This is a genomic window from Seohaeicola saemankumensis (assembly GCF_042678485.1).
In the GTDB taxonomy this organism is placed as follows: domain Bacteria; phylum Pseudomonadota; class Alphaproteobacteria; order Rhodobacterales; family Rhodobacteraceae; genus Seohaeicola; species Seohaeicola saemankumensis.
Window position 1 is genome coordinate 189,996 of record NZ_JBHTKR010000004.1, and the last position, 14,616, is coordinate 204,611.

15 protein-coding genes are annotated in these 14,616 nt (G+C 59.5%); 6 read left to right on the forward strand and 9 right to left on the reverse strand.

What is annotated here, in order from left to right; genetic code table 11:
* Positions 1 to 28: 28 nt before the first annotated feature.
* The gene (locus ACFQ3C_RS10565) at positions 29 to 751 is read right to left on the reverse strand and encodes a uroporphyrinogen-III synthase (RefSeq protein ID WP_380791476.1); all 723 of its coding nucleotides are present in this window, start codon (positions 749 to 751) and stop codon (positions 29 to 31) included.
* Between the two features lie 96 nt (positions 752 to 847).
* Here ACFQ3C_RS10565 and tsaD point away from each other — a divergent pair, with 96 nt between their 5' ends.
* The 4 genes from tsaD to ACFQ3C_RS10585 are packed head-to-tail and all read left to right on the forward strand — an operon-like array spanning position 848 to position 3,590.
* Positions 848 to 1,945 carry a tRNA (adenosine(37)-N6)-threonylcarbamoyltransferase complex transferase subunit TsaD gene (gene tsaD, locus ACFQ3C_RS10570; protein ID WP_380791478.1) on the forward strand — a complete coding sequence of 366 codons (1,098 nt, stop codon included), beginning with the start codon at positions 848 to 850 and terminating at the stop codon, positions 1,943 to 1,945.
* Positions 1,942 to 2,898, forward strand: a complete 957-nt coding sequence (locus tag ACFQ3C_RS10575) for an NAD(P)H-dependent glycerol-3-phosphate dehydrogenase (RefSeq protein ID WP_380791480.1) — start codon at positions 1,942 to 1,944, stop codon at positions 2,896 to 2,898. The genes tsaD and ACFQ3C_RS10575 overlap by 4 nt, the downstream gene beginning before the upstream one ends.
* Positions 2,899 to 3,171 carry a YciI family protein gene (locus tag ACFQ3C_RS10580; protein ID WP_380791482.1) on the forward strand — a complete coding sequence of 91 codons (273 nt, stop codon included), beginning with the start codon at positions 2,899 to 2,901 and terminating at the stop codon, positions 3,169 to 3,171.
* The gene (locus ACFQ3C_RS10585; protein WP_380791484.1) at positions 3,171 to 3,590 is read left to right on the forward strand and encodes an EVE domain-containing protein; all 420 of its coding nucleotides are present in this window, start codon (positions 3,171 to 3,173) and stop codon (positions 3,588 to 3,590) included. Before ACFQ3C_RS10580 ends, ACFQ3C_RS10585 begins: the two co-directional genes overlap by 1 nt.
* 221 nt (positions 3,591 to 3,811) lie before the next feature.
* Here ACFQ3C_RS10585 and ACFQ3C_RS10590 read toward each other — a convergent pair whose 3' ends face one another.
* Complete coding sequence (locus ACFQ3C_RS10590; protein ID WP_380791486.1) at positions 3,812 to 4,153, reverse strand: DUF2853 family protein; 342 nt, start codon at positions 4,151 to 4,153, stop codon at positions 3,812 to 3,814.
* Between the two features lie 167 nt (positions 4,154 to 4,320).
* On the reverse strand, positions 4,321 to 5,709 hold the full coding sequence (gene ahcY / locus ACFQ3C_RS10595) for an adenosylhomocysteinase (RefSeq protein ID WP_380791490.1): 1,389 nt from the start codon (positions 5,707 to 5,709) through the stop codon (positions 4,321 to 4,323).
* 171 nt (positions 5,710 to 5,880) lie between these two features.
* Between ahcY and ACFQ3C_RS10600 the strand changes: the two genes are divergently transcribed.
* Positions 5,881 to 6,477: an HD domain-containing protein gene (locus tag ACFQ3C_RS10600; RefSeq protein ID WP_380791492.1), complete on the forward strand. Its 597-nt coding sequence runs from the start codon at positions 5,881 to 5,883 to the stop codon at positions 6,475 to 6,477.
* Between the two features lie 19 nt (positions 6,478 to 6,496).
* Here ACFQ3C_RS10600 and ilvA read toward each other — a convergent pair whose 3' ends face one another.
* Positions 6,497 to 7,735 carry a threonine ammonia-lyase IlvA gene (gene ilvA / locus ACFQ3C_RS10605; protein ID WP_380791494.1) on the reverse strand — a complete coding sequence of 413 codons (1,239 nt, stop codon included), beginning with the start codon at positions 7,733 to 7,735 and terminating at the stop codon, positions 6,497 to 6,499.
* 120 nt (positions 7,736 to 7,855) lie between these two features.
* Here ilvA and ACFQ3C_RS10610 point away from each other — a divergent pair, with 120 nt between their 5' ends.
* On the forward strand, positions 7,856 to 9,082 hold the full coding sequence (locus ACFQ3C_RS10610) for an argininosuccinate synthase (protein ID WP_380791496.1): 1,227 nt from the start codon (positions 7,856 to 7,858) through the stop codon (positions 9,080 to 9,082).
* Between the two features lie 93 nt (positions 9,083 to 9,175).
* Here the strand turns inward: ACFQ3C_RS10610 and ACFQ3C_RS10615 are convergent, their stop codons facing one another.
* From ACFQ3C_RS10615 to ACFQ3C_RS10635, 5 genes are all read right to left on the reverse strand, one after another.
* Positions 9,176 to 9,583, reverse strand: coding sequence for a DUF7282 domain-containing protein (locus ACFQ3C_RS10615; protein ID WP_380791498.1), 408 nt, complete (start codon positions 9,581 to 9,583; stop codon positions 9,176 to 9,178).
* A gap of 99 nt (positions 9,584 to 9,682) precedes the next feature.
* Entirely contained in the window at positions 9,683 to 10,396 is a 714-nt protein-coding gene (locus ACFQ3C_RS10620; RefSeq protein WP_380791500.1) for a sulfotransferase-like domain-containing protein, read from the reverse strand.
* Between the two features lie 2 nt (positions 10,397 to 10,398).
* Positions 10,399 to 11,307 (reverse strand): D-amino acid aminotransferase, encoded by a 909-nt coding sequence (locus ACFQ3C_RS10625; RefSeq protein ID WP_380791502.1) that lies wholly within the window; start codon positions 11,305 to 11,307, stop codon positions 10,399 to 10,401.
* Positions 11,308 to 11,365: 58 nt separating this feature from the next.
* Complete coding sequence (locus ACFQ3C_RS10630) at positions 11,366 to 12,244, reverse strand: ribokinase (RefSeq protein WP_380791504.1); 879 nt, start codon at positions 12,242 to 12,244, stop codon at positions 11,366 to 11,368.
* A 20-nt stretch (positions 12,245 to 12,264) separates the two neighbouring features.
* A complete protein-coding gene (locus tag ACFQ3C_RS10635) occupies positions 12,265 to 14,520 on the reverse strand; it encodes an NADP-dependent malic enzyme (RefSeq protein ID WP_380791506.1) in 2,256 nt (751 codons plus the stop codon).
* Positions 14,521 to 14,616 lie beyond the last annotated feature (96 nt).

The following is a 14,616-nucleotide window of genomic DNA, read 5'->3' on the forward strand; positions in this document are numbered from 1 at the left end:
GGCTGACTGTCTCAAGTCATTGATCCTTTTACAGTGGTTTCTCTTTGTCCCATGGCGCGGACTGAAGCAGATCGGCGATCACGCTCGCCATGCTTTCGAAATCCGGATGAGCCGCAACACGCATGTCTTCAACGTCAAACCGAAGGGAATCGGCTGTCGCTTCGCTCATCGCAACGGCATAAACCTTTGCGCTGACGGGGGCCGAGCCCAGCAATGCGGCACTTCTGGGTGAGAACAGCGGCAGGATCACGGGTCGATACCCATCCAGAAGCGATTTAGCCTCCTCCGTCAGGGTCAGGGCATTCTGATGATAGACGATCGCCTGGGACACGGGAAAGCCAGCCGCGCCAAGCCGTTCCGAGATGTCGCCACGAGCATGCGCGCCCCGGACATGAAGCAGCGGAGCGGGCGCATTGTCCTGTTTTATCCGGTCGATCAGGGCATCGGCATCGCCACCCGCCGATATCGCGTGAAGGCCGGCAGCGGTCGCGGCACGTGCGGTGGCATCGCCAACCGTGTAACAGGGCAGCGCCTTGGGACCATTGGCGGCGACATAGGCCGCAACGCCATTGGCAGAGGTGAAGATCAGCGTCTTGATACCCTCAAGGCTTGGCAATCGCGGATCAAGAACGATCTCCATCAGGGGAGAGATGCAAATCTCAAGGCGGTCACCGAATGCAGCAGACAGCAGCATCGCCATCCGGTGCGATGACGCTTCGGGACGGGTCAACAAGATGACAGGCCGTGTCATGATTGCGCCGGGATTGTTTGCATCCTTGTCTGGTGTTACCTCGCAACCGGTGGTCTTGCAATGTTCAGGGCCGGTTCTGGCAGGATTGAACGACCAATGGCCAAGACGCTGACGATACTGGGTCTGGAAAGCAGCTGCGATGATACCGCCGCGGCGGTGGTCAGGCAGCGCGGCACGCAACCGGCGGAAATCATGTCTTCCATCGTGCTGGGGCAGACTGAACTTCATGCGGCATTCGGTGGCGTCGTCCCTGAAATCGCCGCGCGCGCTCATGCCGAAAAAATCGATATCTGCGTGAAACAGGCTCTGTCACAAGCGGGCCTGAGCCTTTCCGACATGGATGCCATCGCGGTTACCGCAGGGCCCGGCCTGATCGGCGGTGTCCTGGCAGGCGTCATGTGCGCCAAGGGCCTATCTGTGGGCGCGGGCCTGCCACTGATCGGGGTGAACCATCTTGCGGGGCACGCCCTGACGCCACGGCTGACTGAGCGGATCGACTATCCCTACCTTATGCTGCTGGTGTCAGGCGGACATTGTCAGTTTCTTCTGGTCCGAGGCGTCGATGATTTCACCCGGTTGGGCGGCACCATCGACGATGCGCCCGGTGAGGCATTCGACAAGACCGCCCGCCTTCTTGGCCTGCCGCAACCCGGCGGACCTTCGGTCGAAGCAGAGGCGCGCAACGGCGATCCGGCGCGCTACGCCTTTCCTCGGCCACTGCTGGACCGCGAAGGATGCGACATGTCCTTTTCCGGGCTGAAGACCGCCCTGTTGCGGACGCGTGACCGCATCGTGGATGAAAAGGGCGGGCTGACTTCGGTCGACAGGGCGGATCTTTGTGCAGGCTTCCAGATGGCCGTTGCCGATGTGCTGGCCGAAAAAACGCGCAGGGCACTTCGCCTCTATCTGGCTGACGCTCCGGCCGTTGCTGTTCTTTCTGTCGCTGGCGGGGTGGCAGCCAACAGCCTGATCCGTAGCAAACTAGAGTCTGTTGCAGCTGAAATGGGCGCTCTTTTCATCGCGCCGCCCCTGTCACTCTGTACCGACAACGCGGCGATGATCGCCTATGCCGGAATGGAAAAGTATCGTGCGGGCCTGTGCGATGACCTGACATTGGCCGCAAGGCCACGCTGGCCCCTCGACAGATCAAGCCCTGCGCTTCTGGGCAGTGGAAAAAAGGGAGCCAAGGCATGATCACGGTGATGGGCGCGGGCGCATTCGGCACGGCACTTGCGATTTCACTCGCCGAGGCGGGTCATCCGGTGACCCTGTGGTCAAGAGACCATGAACAGGTATCCGCGATGCGGCTTGCCCGCGAAAACGCACATCGCCTGCCTGGTATTCCTCTTCCGCAGTTCCTTGCCATTGATACCACCATTCCGGCAGGCACCGGCCCGGTGCTTCTGGCGGTGCCGATGCAGCAGATGCGCGATGTGATCAAGCAGCATCGTGCAACCCTCGAGGGGCGCGACCTGGTCGCATGCTGTAAAGGGATCGAACTGAGCACGACAATGGGTCCTGTCGCAATCCTGCGGCAAATGATTCCAGACAGCGCGGCCGCGATACTGACCGGACCCAGTTTCGCGCGCGATATTGCCAGGGGTTTGCCTACCGCGTTGACCCTGGCCTGTGCGGATCCTGAAAAGGGGATCGTCCTTCAGCAGTCTCTGACGACGCGGAATTTGCGAATTTATCGCACAACAGACACGATCGGCGCCGAACTTGGCGGCGCCTTGAAGAATGTGATCGCCATTGCCGCAGGCGCTGTGACAGGTGCCGGGCTGGGTGACAGCGCGCGTGCTGCGCTGATGACGCGGGGGTACGCCGAAATGCAGCGGTTGGCGCTGTCCCTCGGGGCCCGCCCAGATACCCTGTCCGGGCTGTCAGGCTTCGGTGATCTTGTGTTGACCTGCACAAGTCCGCAAAGCCGTAACATGCGGTTTGGCATGGCACTGGGCAAAAACGAGGCCTTCGACCCCACCATTACAGTTGAAGGCGCCGCCACGGCGCGTGCCACCTTGCAGCGGGCCGCCGAAGAAGGGCTGGAAATGCCGATCACCGCCGCCGTCGTGGCGCTGCTTGACGGCAAGATCCAGCTACGCCAAGCCATGGACATGCTATTGTCACGTCCATTGAAGGAGGAATGAATGTACATCGCCCTTATCGCGCGGGACAAACCCGGCGCCCTTGAAACACGGCTGGCCAATCGCGCTGCACATCTGGATTACGTCACACAGACCGGCGTGGTGCGGCAGGCCGGACCCCTACTGGACAAGGATGAACAGATGATCGGATCTCTGCTGATCCTCGAGGTCGAGGATATGGAGGCCGCAAGGCGCTGGGCCGCGGGCGATCCCTATTCCAAGGCTGGTCTTTTTCAGGATGTCGAGCTGATTGCCTGGAAAAAGGTCATCGGCTGATGCGCTATTGGCTGTTCAAGTCGGAACCTTCGACCTGGGGCTGGGACGATCAGCTGGCCAAGGGCGAAAGCGGCGAGGAATGGAACGGGGTGCGAAACTATCAGGCGCGGAACTTCATGCGCGAGATGGAAGTGGGCGACCTTGGGTTTTTCTACCATTCGCAGGATGAAAAAGCCGTGGTCGGCATCGTCGAGGTGATCAACCCCGCACATCCCGACAGCACGACAGATGACCCTCGCTGGGAATGCGTGGATATCAAGGCCGTCAAACCAGTGAAGACACCGGTGACGCTTGAACAGATCAAGGGCGACCCGCGGCTGGCAGAAATGGTCCTGGTGCGAAATTCGCGACTTTCCGTGCAGCCCGTCACGGCAGAGGAGTGGGCCATCGTCTGTGGCCTTGCCGGTTTGGGCGTGTGACACCGATATAAACGGGGGGCAAAGGCCAAGGCCAGAACCCCCCGTCACCCCACGTGCTCCCTACACACCACACGTGATCACTGGATTAGGTTCCGGCCATACTGGCCCGACATCAAACAGTTAGCCACAGTCCAACGACTGTGCAAACGCCAAGTGCCGAAAATTTTCTGAACAGTGAGAGGCCCACACACCTGGCGGGCTTCTCACGTATTTTCCGCCGCTTACTTGTAGACAGCTTCCTTGCCGAAATGCTTGGTCAGCATGTAATAAACCACGACGCGGTACTTGTTCCGCTCTGACTTGCCGTAGGTTTCCACGACAGAATTGATCGCCTCCATCAGCTTGGGGCTGTCGGGCAGTCCAAGCTTCTTGATGAGGAAATTGTTCTTCACGGTTTCCAGTTCGCTCTCCTGCGAGGAGGCCACCGTTTCGGCATCAGCGTTGTAGATTGCCGGGCCGCAGCCGATCGTGACTTTTGTCAGCAGGACCATATCAGGCTCCATGCCGCACTTGTTCTTCAGATCGCTTGCGTATTTCGCAATCAGATCGTCACGCTTTCCCATTCCTAGCTCCCTTACCAGTCAAATTTTTTGGTACCACGGCCAATGCATCCCATCGGTCCAAGCGAAAGGTTAGCGAGTCTTCAACAACACTCAATGTTTTTTCCGAAATCTGAATGCAAAACGGCCCGCCAGGAAGCGGGCCGTTGCATTTGAACGTCTGTTTTCGGTCAGTAACGATAGTGTTCCGGCTTGAAGGGGCCTTCGGGCGTGACGCCGATATAGGCGGCCTGATCGGGATCAAGCTTGGTCAACTTCACGCCAATACGGTCCAGATGCAGGCGGGCCACCTTTTCATCCAGCGCCTTCGGCAGGATGTAGACGCCCGGCTTGTACTCGTCGCCCTTTGTCCACAGCTCGATCTGGGCCAGCACCTGGTTGGTGAAGCTGGCCGACATCACGAAAGACGGATGGCCGGTTGCGTTGCCAAGGTTCAACAGACGCCCTTCGGACAGAAGGATGATGCGGTTGCCCGAAGGCATCTCGATCATGTCGACCTGGTCCTTGATGTTGGTCCACTTGTGGTTTTTCAGGGCGGCGACCTGAATCTCGTTATCGAAGTGGCCAATGTTGCCAACGATTGCCATGTCCTTCATCGCTCGCATGTGGTCGATGCGGATCACGTCCTTGTTGCCGGTCGTGGTAATGAAGATATCGGCACTGCCGACAACATCTTCCAGCAGCACAACCTCGAACCCGTCCATGGCGGCCTGAAGCGCGCAGATCGGATCAACTTCGGTTACTTTCACACGGGCGCCCGCACCACGCAGAGACGCGGCCGATCCTTTGCCAACATCGCCATAACCGCAAACGACGGCGACCTTGCCGGCCATCATCGTGTCGGTCGCGCGGCGGATGCCGTCAACCAGAGATTCCTTGCAGCCATATTTGTTGTCGAACTTCGACTTGGTGACCGAGTCGTTCACGTTGATCGCGGGGAACGGCAGAAGGCCCTTCTTGTGCAGGTCATAAAGACGGTGCACGCCCGTGGTGGTTTCCTCGGACACGCCCTTGATCGCGTCGCGGGTCTTTGTGAACCAACCGGGGCTGGCCGCCATACGCTTCTTGATCTGGGCCTTGATCACTTCTTCTTCTTCGGACTGCGGCACGGGAATGATCTCTTCGCCGGCTTCCGCGCGCGCGCCCAGCAGCACGTAAAGCGTGGCATCACCACCATCATCAAGGATCATGTTGGCGCCTTCGGGGAACATGAAGGACTTGTCGAGGTAATCCCAATGCTCTTCCAGCGTCTGACCCTTGATCGCGAAAACGGGTGTTCCGCCTGCGGCGATGGCCGCGGCCGCGTGATCCTGCGTGGAAAAGATGTTGCAGGACGCCCAGCGCACATCGGCGCCCAGCGCCACCAGTGTTTCGATCAACACGGCGGTCTGGATCGTCATGTGCAGCGATCCGACAATGCGCGCACCTTTGAGCGGCTTGGTTTCACCGTATTCAGCGCGGCAGGCCATCAGGCCCGGCATTTCGGTTTCTGCGATATCCAGCTCTTTCCGGCCATAGGCGGCAAGCGCAATATCCTTGACGATGTAATCATTGGCCATCTGGGCACCCTTCATGCAAACTCATTTCGCGCAGCGCGTATCATTCTTTCATCTTCGCCACAACGCTGCACCAAACTAGCCCGTCTGCGGAAAATGTCATGCCTGTCGTGGCGGGCTTGCGCCAAACGGTTCAAGCTGGTCAAAAGAGCCTGATTGAACGTCGGAGGAGTCATGTCAAAACCGCCCCGTGCCTGGCAGAGAATGTTGTCAGGCCGCCGTCTTGACCTGCTGGATCCAACCCCGGTCGATATCGAGATCGAGGATATTGCCCACGGCCTTGCCTTCGTCGCGCGCTGGAACGGGCAGACGCGTGGTGATCATGCCTATTCGGTGGCCGAGCATTCGCTTCTTGTGGAAACACTGTTCAGCCGGATGGCGCCGGGCATCGCGCCCAAATGGCAGCTAGCGGCCTTGCTGCACGATGCCCCGGAATATGTGATCGGCGACATGATCAGCCCGGTCAAATCCGCCGTCGGACCCGGATACGAGGACCTGGATACAAGATTGACCGCCGCGATCCATATCCGTTTCGGGCTGCCAGCGACCATTCCCGCCGAAATAAAGAAGCAGATCAAGCAAGCGGATCGGGTCAGCGCGTGGATGGAAGCGATCGAGATAGCAGGCTTCAGCATGACCGAAGCCGATAAGCTGTTCGGCAAGCCGGATCAGACTCTGATCCGGGGCCTTTCCATCCAGCTGCGCCCGCCTGTCGCGGTGCGCGCAGACTTTACCGCACGCCATCACACGCTTCTGGCGCAGATCGGATGATGACACCGCCCAGAGGCAATCAGATCAGGAATTCGGCCAGCGTTTCATCATTGGTGATGTCGCGATAGGTGAAGCCCGCCTTGTTCAGCTTGAACAGCAAGGAGGTAAAATTCTCGGGCCGCGTCGTTTCGATCCCGATCAGGACCGAGCCGAAATTGCGCGCCGACTTCTTGAGGTATTCGAAGCGGGCAATATCGTCATCCGGGCCAAGGATGTTCAGAAATTCCTTCAGCGCACCAGGGCGCTGCGGCATCCGCAGAATGAAGTATTTCTTCACACCCGAATAGCGCTGTGCACGCTCCTTCACCTCGGGCAGGCGTTCAAAATCGAAGTTCCCGCCCGATGTGATGCAAACCACGGTCTTGCCCTTGATCCGGTCGGCGACATCCACCAGCGCATCAACTGCCAGCGCGCCTGCTGGTTCAAGCACGATACCCTCGACGTTCAGCATTTCAAGGATGGTTGTGCAGATCCGGTCCTCGGGCGCGGTGACGACATCATGCAGCGATACATCCTTGAGCCGCGCGAAAGTCTGCGTGCCGATGCAGGCGACCGCCGCGCCATCGACGAAGGTATTCACCTTGTCCAGCATCACGGGGCGCCCCACTGAAAGGGCCGCCTGCAGGCTTGCGCCACCCAGCGGTTCAACGAAGGTATAGGCGGGATCAGTGCCGAAAAAGCTTCGCACCCCTGCGGACAGTCCTCCACCGCCAACAGGCAACAGGATGTGATCGGGCACCTGTCCCATCTCGTCCAGGATCTCGACCGCGACGGAAGCCTGCCCCTCGATCACGTCGGCATCATCGAATGGCGACAGGAAATGCCCGCCTTCCTTGGCGCAATAGGCCTGTGCCGATGCAAGCGTATCGTCGAAATAGTCGCCCTTCAGCTTGATCTCGACCGCATCGCCACCGAACATTCCCGTTTTCTGGATTTTCTGCTGTGGGGTGGTGACAGGCATGAAGATCACGCCCTTGACCCCGAAATGCCGGCACATGAAGGCCACACCCTGCGCGTGGTTGCCCGCAGAGGCGCAGACAAACAGCCGCCGGCCGGGATCGGCGGCCAGAACCTTTCGCATCGCGTTGAACGCGCCCCGCAGTTTATAGGACCGCACGGGCGACAGATCTTCACGCTTCAGCCAGATGTCGGCCTCGAACCTTTCGGACAGATGCGCGTTGCGCAACAGCGGGGTCGCGGGAAAAACCTCGCGCATGGCGCGTTCGGCTGCGCGAGCCTGATCTTGAAACTGGGTCATTTCCGATCTCTGGCGCAGCTTGACGCATCGCGCAAGTCAAAGCTGCGGAATGGCGGCCTCCTTGCCCTGCGTCACAAAACCCGGTAATCGCCGCAAAACGCATTCACTGGGGAAAACCACATGTCCGCGCCCAAGAAAGTCGTGCTGGCCTATTCAGGCGGCCTTGATACTTCGATCATCCTGAAATGGCTGCAAACCGAATATGGCTGCGAGGTCGTGACCTTCACCGCCGATCTGGGCCAGGGCGAGGAACTGGAGCCCGCCCGCGCCAAGGCCGAGCTGCTGGGGATCAAGCCCGAAAATATCTTCATCGAAGATGTCCGCGAAGAATTCGTGCGCGATTTCGTCTTTCCGATGTTCCGCGCCAATGCCCTTTACGAAGGGCTTTATCTGCTTGGCACCTCTATCGCACGTCCGCTCATCTCCAAGCGTCTGGTCGAGATTGCCGCCGAAACCGGTGCCGATGCCGTGGCGCATGGCGCGACCGGCAAGGGCAATGACCAGGTACGGTTCGAACTGAGCGCCTATGCGCTGAACCCGGAAATCAAGGTGATCGCCCCCTGGCGCATATGGGACCTGACCAGCCGCACCAAGCTGATCGAGTTTGCCGAAAAGAACCAGATCCCGATCGCCAAGGACAAACGGGGCGAAGCGCCCTTCAGTGTGGATGCAAACCTGCTGCACACATCTTCCGAGGGCAAGGCGCTGGAAAACCCGGCCGAACAGGCGCCCGAATACGTCTATCAGCGCACCGTTTCGCCGGAAGACGCGCCCGATACCCCGGAATACATCGAAGTGAGCTTCGAGCGCGGTGATGCCGTGGCAATCAATGGCGAGGCGATGAGCCCCGCCACGATCCTGACCAAACTGAACGAGCTGGGCGGAAAGCACGGGATCGGGCGTCTGGATTTCGTGGAAAACCGCTTTGTCGGCATGAAGTCGCGCGGCATCTATGAAACACCCGGCGGCACCGTTCTGCTTGAGGCACACCGCGGGATCGAGCAGATCACGCTTGATGCGGGCGCAGGCCACCTGAAAGACAGCATCATGCCCCGTTATGCCGAGCTGATCTACAACGGCTTCTGGTTCAGCCCCGAACGCGAGATGCTGCAAGCCTTGATCGACAAGAGCCAGGAACATGTGACCGGCACGGTGCGGCTGAAGCTCTACAAGGGTCTGGCAACCTGTGTGGGTCGCTGGTCCGATCACAGCCTCTATTCCGAAGCGCATGTGACCTTCGAGGATGACGCCGGCGCATATGACCAGAAAGACGCGCAGGGCTTCATCCGCCTGAACGCGCTGCGGCTGAAACTGATCGCGACCCGGAATCGCCGCATCAAAGGCTGATCTTTCCGGCGATCTGGAAAACGAACGGGCGGCACCTGTAAAGATGCCGCCCTTTTCATGTTTGATCCGCCGTCGGCGATCAGGCCATGGACCTTACTTTGCGGTGATCATCGCCATCACAAGCTTGCCATCCACGCGAATGGGGCCGTCTTCCTTGGCGCCAAGCGTGTATTCGAAGATGCCGGTCTGCATGCCGCCTTCCTCTGCGTGAATCATCAGCATCAGCATGTCGCCCGGCTTGACCTCTTCCGTCAGGATAGCCGCCACATCAGAGGTTTCACCCTTGCGAAGCGGTGCGTATCCAACCACCGGACCCGGCTTCATCTCTGCATCGGTGCGGTGGACAACCAGCCATCCGTTTACGTCAGCCATGACCTTGGATGCCGTAACGGTGCCGCCGGACACATCCTGATCCATGGCATCGACCATCTGGGCCATGCCACCGGCAGCCATCGCCATGCTTGAAGCTGCGGTGAATGCTGCGGCCAAAACAAATTTCATCATAGGAACCTCTCCTTTTATGCGTTCTCAGGGGGTTTTCACCCCTCGTGAAGAAGTCACGCATCAAGGACCGGGAAAGTTTCAGGCCAGTTCAGCTTTCTAGAGTTTTTTCGCATTCAGCGCCTCGAAGTGAGGCAAAGCCTGCCGCACCAGTTCGGCAGCATCGCCCGACAGAACCGGAAGCGGGCCTTCCGCCGGGGCAAATCCGGTCGAATCGTGCACCGCGCCGTACCAGTGGCTTGCCCAGACGCCATCCGACCGGTGCCCGCCTTTCGGCCAACAGAGCATCGCGGGATCGAAAGGCAGGCCAAGCGCATTGCACAGACGGGTCAACATGGTCATCGGGTCGCGCCGGATATCGGCGGAATCGATCACCAGCGGGTTCAGTCCTTGCGCCACAAGCTGTTCGTAAATCTCGGTCTGCTGGGTAAATCCGATGTCGGCCAGGGTGGGATTGTCGTATTTCGCCCCGAAACTGGCCACAACACGGGCCGGGTGACGGATCAGGAATACATGGCGCATCTGGTTCATCCAGTCCCGCGGCATGTCTGCGATCATGTGCTGCGTCATGTGCTTTTGATAGAAATGCGGCTTTCCCTCGGGGATCGGCCCGGTCAGCAACGCGGCCACCTCATCGGGATCCCGTGATTGCGACCGAAGTATCTGTTCGCGCATCGGATGTTCAAGACCGGTGCGCGCAAGGTAGGCCGCGTAAAAGGGTTCATCCACGACGGCAAAATCAGACCGCGCCCCGAAGGAATACATCATCGCCGTCGAAAGATTACGCGGCCCTGACCACATCGCAATCCGCATGATCAGGCTGTTTCCCGCTGAATCAGAGCCTGATACAGCATCCTGATATGTTTGGTGACGGGCCCCATCTGGCCCTCTCCGATCTGTCGCCCGTCGATATTCCCGACTGGGGTCTGCGCGCCGAATGTCCCGGTCAGAAACGCCTCATCCGCACCGTAGGTATCGACCAGGGAATAGTTCCGCTCAAAAACCGGAATCCCGTTTTCGCGACACAGGTCGATCACTTTCTGGCGGGTGATGCCGTTCATGCAATAGTCCCCGGTGCTGGTCCAGACCTGACCCTTTCGCACGATAAAGAAGTTGCAGGCGTTGGTGGTGTTCACAAAGCCATGCAGGTCAAGCATCAGGGCCTCGTCAGCGCCTGCCTTTTCGGCGGCGATACAGGCCAGAATGCAGTTCAGTTTCGAATGGCTGTTCAGCTTGGGATCCTGAGTCATGGGAAGGCCGCGCAGATGCGGCACTGTCGCAAGGCGGATCGGCCGCGGAATGCTGGGCTTGGAATGTTCCATGATGATCGCGATTGTCGGACCCTGCCGGGACAGTGACGGATGCTGGAAGGGCCGTGTCTTGACCCCTCGGGTCACCATCAGCCTTGCATGGGCATCTTCGGTCATCTCATTGGCGGCTTGCGTGTCTAACACAGCCTGAATGACCTGATCCCGGCTGAGACCTATATCAAGATCAATCGCTTTTGCTGCTTCGAAAAGGCGGTCCATATGTTCGTCGAGAAACGCCCATTTCCCGTTATAGAGCCTGATTCCCTCCCATACGCCATCGCCAAGCATGAAGCCGCTGTCATAAACGCTGACCATGGCCTGGGCCTTGGGAACAATCTGTCCGTTCAGCCAGATCCTGATCGTCTCGTTCCGGGCATCTTCCGCCGCCTGATGCGTTGTCACATGATCCGTCATATGGGCCTCCTGGTTTCAACGGCAGGCTAGACCGGAACATCGACCGCGAAAAGCGGCTTTACCGGGGCTGGGTCATCTGCTGGATCTCAAGCAGATCGGGGATCACATCGGCGGTGCCGATGCGGGTCACCATCAAGGCCGCCGCCTTGGTTGCCAGGCCGATGGCCTGCTCCATGGGTTGCCCGCGATCAAGACCCGCCAGCAGGTAGCCGGTAAAGGTATCCCCTGCCCCGGTGGTATCCACGGGTGTCACGGGAAGGGCGGGAAAGTCCCTGACCTGCCCTGTTTCAGCGTGAAACCATCGACACCCATCAGCCCCGAGCGTCACGATGACATCAGAGACGCCCAGCGCATCGGGCGCCATGCCAAGTGCCTGCTGAAGCTGATCCGCCTCGACCGCGTTCAGGACCAGCATATCCATGACAGGCAGAAGAGCCCTGACTGCTTCCGCGTCGAATGGCGCGGCCGCATAAATGACGCGCAGCCCAAGATCAGACCCTGTTTTGGCGCAAAATGCCTGATGGGTCGTTTCGTTCTGCATCAAGAGGATGTCACCGGGGGACGCCTCTGACAGCGCCAGACCGATCTGGTCTTCTGTCATGGCATGGTTTGCGCCCGGATTGATCACGATCGTATTCTCGCCCGCCGGATCAAGCAGGATGATGGCATGCCCCGTGACGTCATCCACGACGCTGATATGGCGCGTATCGACACCGTATTCAGTCAGAAGATCCCGCGCCCAACGCCCGTCGGGCCCGACAGCGCCAATATGCACCACATGCGCCGCGCCGCGCGCCGCAGCAACGGACATGTTGGCCCCCTTGCCGCCCAATCCGCGACGAAACCCAGTTGCAGCCAGCGTTTCACCCGGCCGCGGTAAATGCGGGACGGAATAGAGAAGATCGGCGTTGATAGACCCGAGATTGTAGATCGCCATTCCGCCCCCCGCTGTTGCAATCAGCCCACTTTGCAGGCCGCCAGCATCGCCATGTTCAGAATGTCATTGGCTGTCGAGCTGGTCGAACAGATCTGGATGGACTGATCGACGCCAGACAGAATCGGGCCGATGACAGTTGCCCCGGCCATTTCCTGCATCAGCTTGACAGAGATCGAAGCGGAATGTCGCGCCGGCACCACAAGGATGTTCGCAGGTCCCGTCAAGCGCTGGAAAGGATAGGTCGCCTGCGCCTTTGGGTTCAGCGCCACATCAACGGTCATCTCGCCTTCGAATTCGAAATCCACACCGCGCGTTTCAAGGACACGGGGGGCACGATGCATTTTTTCGGCCCTTTCCGATCGGGGATACCCGAAGGTCGAGAAGCTGACAAAGGCAACGCGGGGCTCCAGCCCCAGATCCCGCGCAACATCGGCGGCACGCTGGGCGATGGTGGCAAGGTCGTTCTCATCGGGCCATTCATGCACCAGCGTATCCGCGATCAGCACGATCCGACCCTTGTGCAGCAGCGCCGTCACCCCAACCGCACCATGTGCCGCGTCCGCATCGAAGACGTGATTGATCAGCTCCATCACATGCGCCGCCTTGCGGGTGGCGCCGGTCACAAGGCCATCGCCATGCCCATGGGCCAGCATCAGAGCCGAAAACACATGCCGGTCGCGCGCCGCCAGCCGATGAATATCGTGCCGGTCAAAGCCCTTGCGCTGCAGGCGTTGGTAAAGAAAATCCTTGTACATTTCCAGATGCGGGGTGTTTGCCGCATTCACGACTTCCAGTTCAGCCACGGCATCGGCCATGCCTGCGGCCTCCAGCTTGGCCTTCACATCGTAATCACGGCCTACCACAAGGGCCTTGCCCAACCCGGACCGCTGATAGATCACCGCTGCACGCAGAATGCGCGGATCGTCCCCTTCGGCAAAGATCATCCGCGCCTGGTTCGCCCGCGCACGTGCGTGGATACCACGCAGGATATTGGCGGTCGGGTCCATCCGGCCTTTCAGGCTGACCTCATAGGCGTCCATGTCGATGATCGGACGGCGCGCGGCGCCGGTCTTCATCCCGGCACGCGCCACGGCAGGCGGGATACGATAGATCAGTCGCGGGTCGAAAGGCGTGGGAATGATGTAATCGCGCCCGAAGCTCAGGTTACGGCCATAGGCCATCGCAACCTCGTCGGGTACATCCTCGCGCGCGAGTTCGGCCAGCGCTTCGGCGCAGGCGATCTTCATCTCGTCATTGATGGCGCGGGCGTGAATGTCGAGGGCCCCGCGAAACAGGTAAGGAAAGCCCAACACGTTGTTCACCTGGTTCGGGTAATCCGAACGTCCTGTCGCCACGATCGCATCGGGGCGCACGGCATGTGCCTCTTCCGGTGTGATTTCGGGATCCGGGTTGGCCATGGCAAAGATGACCGGATCAGGCGCCATGGATTCGACCATGGCCTGCGTGACGGCGCCTTTGGCCGATACGCCAAGGAACACATCTGCATCTTTCATCGCCTCTTCCAGCGTACGCAGATCGGTGCGCGCCGCATGGGCCGATTTCCATTGGTTCATGCCATCGGTACGGCCCTGATAGATCACGCCCTTGGTATCGCACATGATGCAGTTGTCGTGCTTGGCGCCCATCGACTTGAGCAGTTCCAGGCAGGCGATCCCTGCCGCACCCGCCCCGTTCAACACGATCCGCACATCTTCGATCTTCTTGCCTGACAGATGCAGGGCGTTGATGAGGCCGGCGGCGCAGATCACTGCCGTTCCGTGCTGGTCGTCATGAAAGACAGGGATATCCATCACTTCTTTCAGACGTTGCTCGATGATGAAGCACTCGGGCGCCTTGATGTCCTCCAGGTTGATGCCGCCGAAGGTCGGCCCCATCAGGCGAACCGCGTTGATGAAGGCCTCAGGGTCTTCAGTATCCAGTTCGATGTCGATGCTGTTCACATCGGCAAAGCGCTTGAACAGAACAGATTTGCCCTCCATCACCGGCTTGGATGCCAGCGCGCCAAGATTGCCCAGACCCAGAACCGCCGTTCCGTTGGAAATCACGGCCACAAGATTACCCTTGTTTGTATAATCATAGGCCGTTTCAGGCGCCGCGGCGATTTCCTCGCAGGGGACGGCTACGCCCGGCGAATAGGCCAGGCTAAGGTCGCGCTGCGTGGCCATCGGCACGGTCGCGGTGATTTCGAACTTGCCGGGCGTCGGCTCCATGTGAAAGGCAAGAGCCTCTTCGCGGGTCAGTCTGGTCTTTGTCATACGCTACGGCCTGTTCTTTCTGAGGGTTCAAGCGTCTTAGCCTGCCCGAAGCCGCGCCTCAACGCTTTTGCGTTTTTGCCTTTTACCAAAGATACG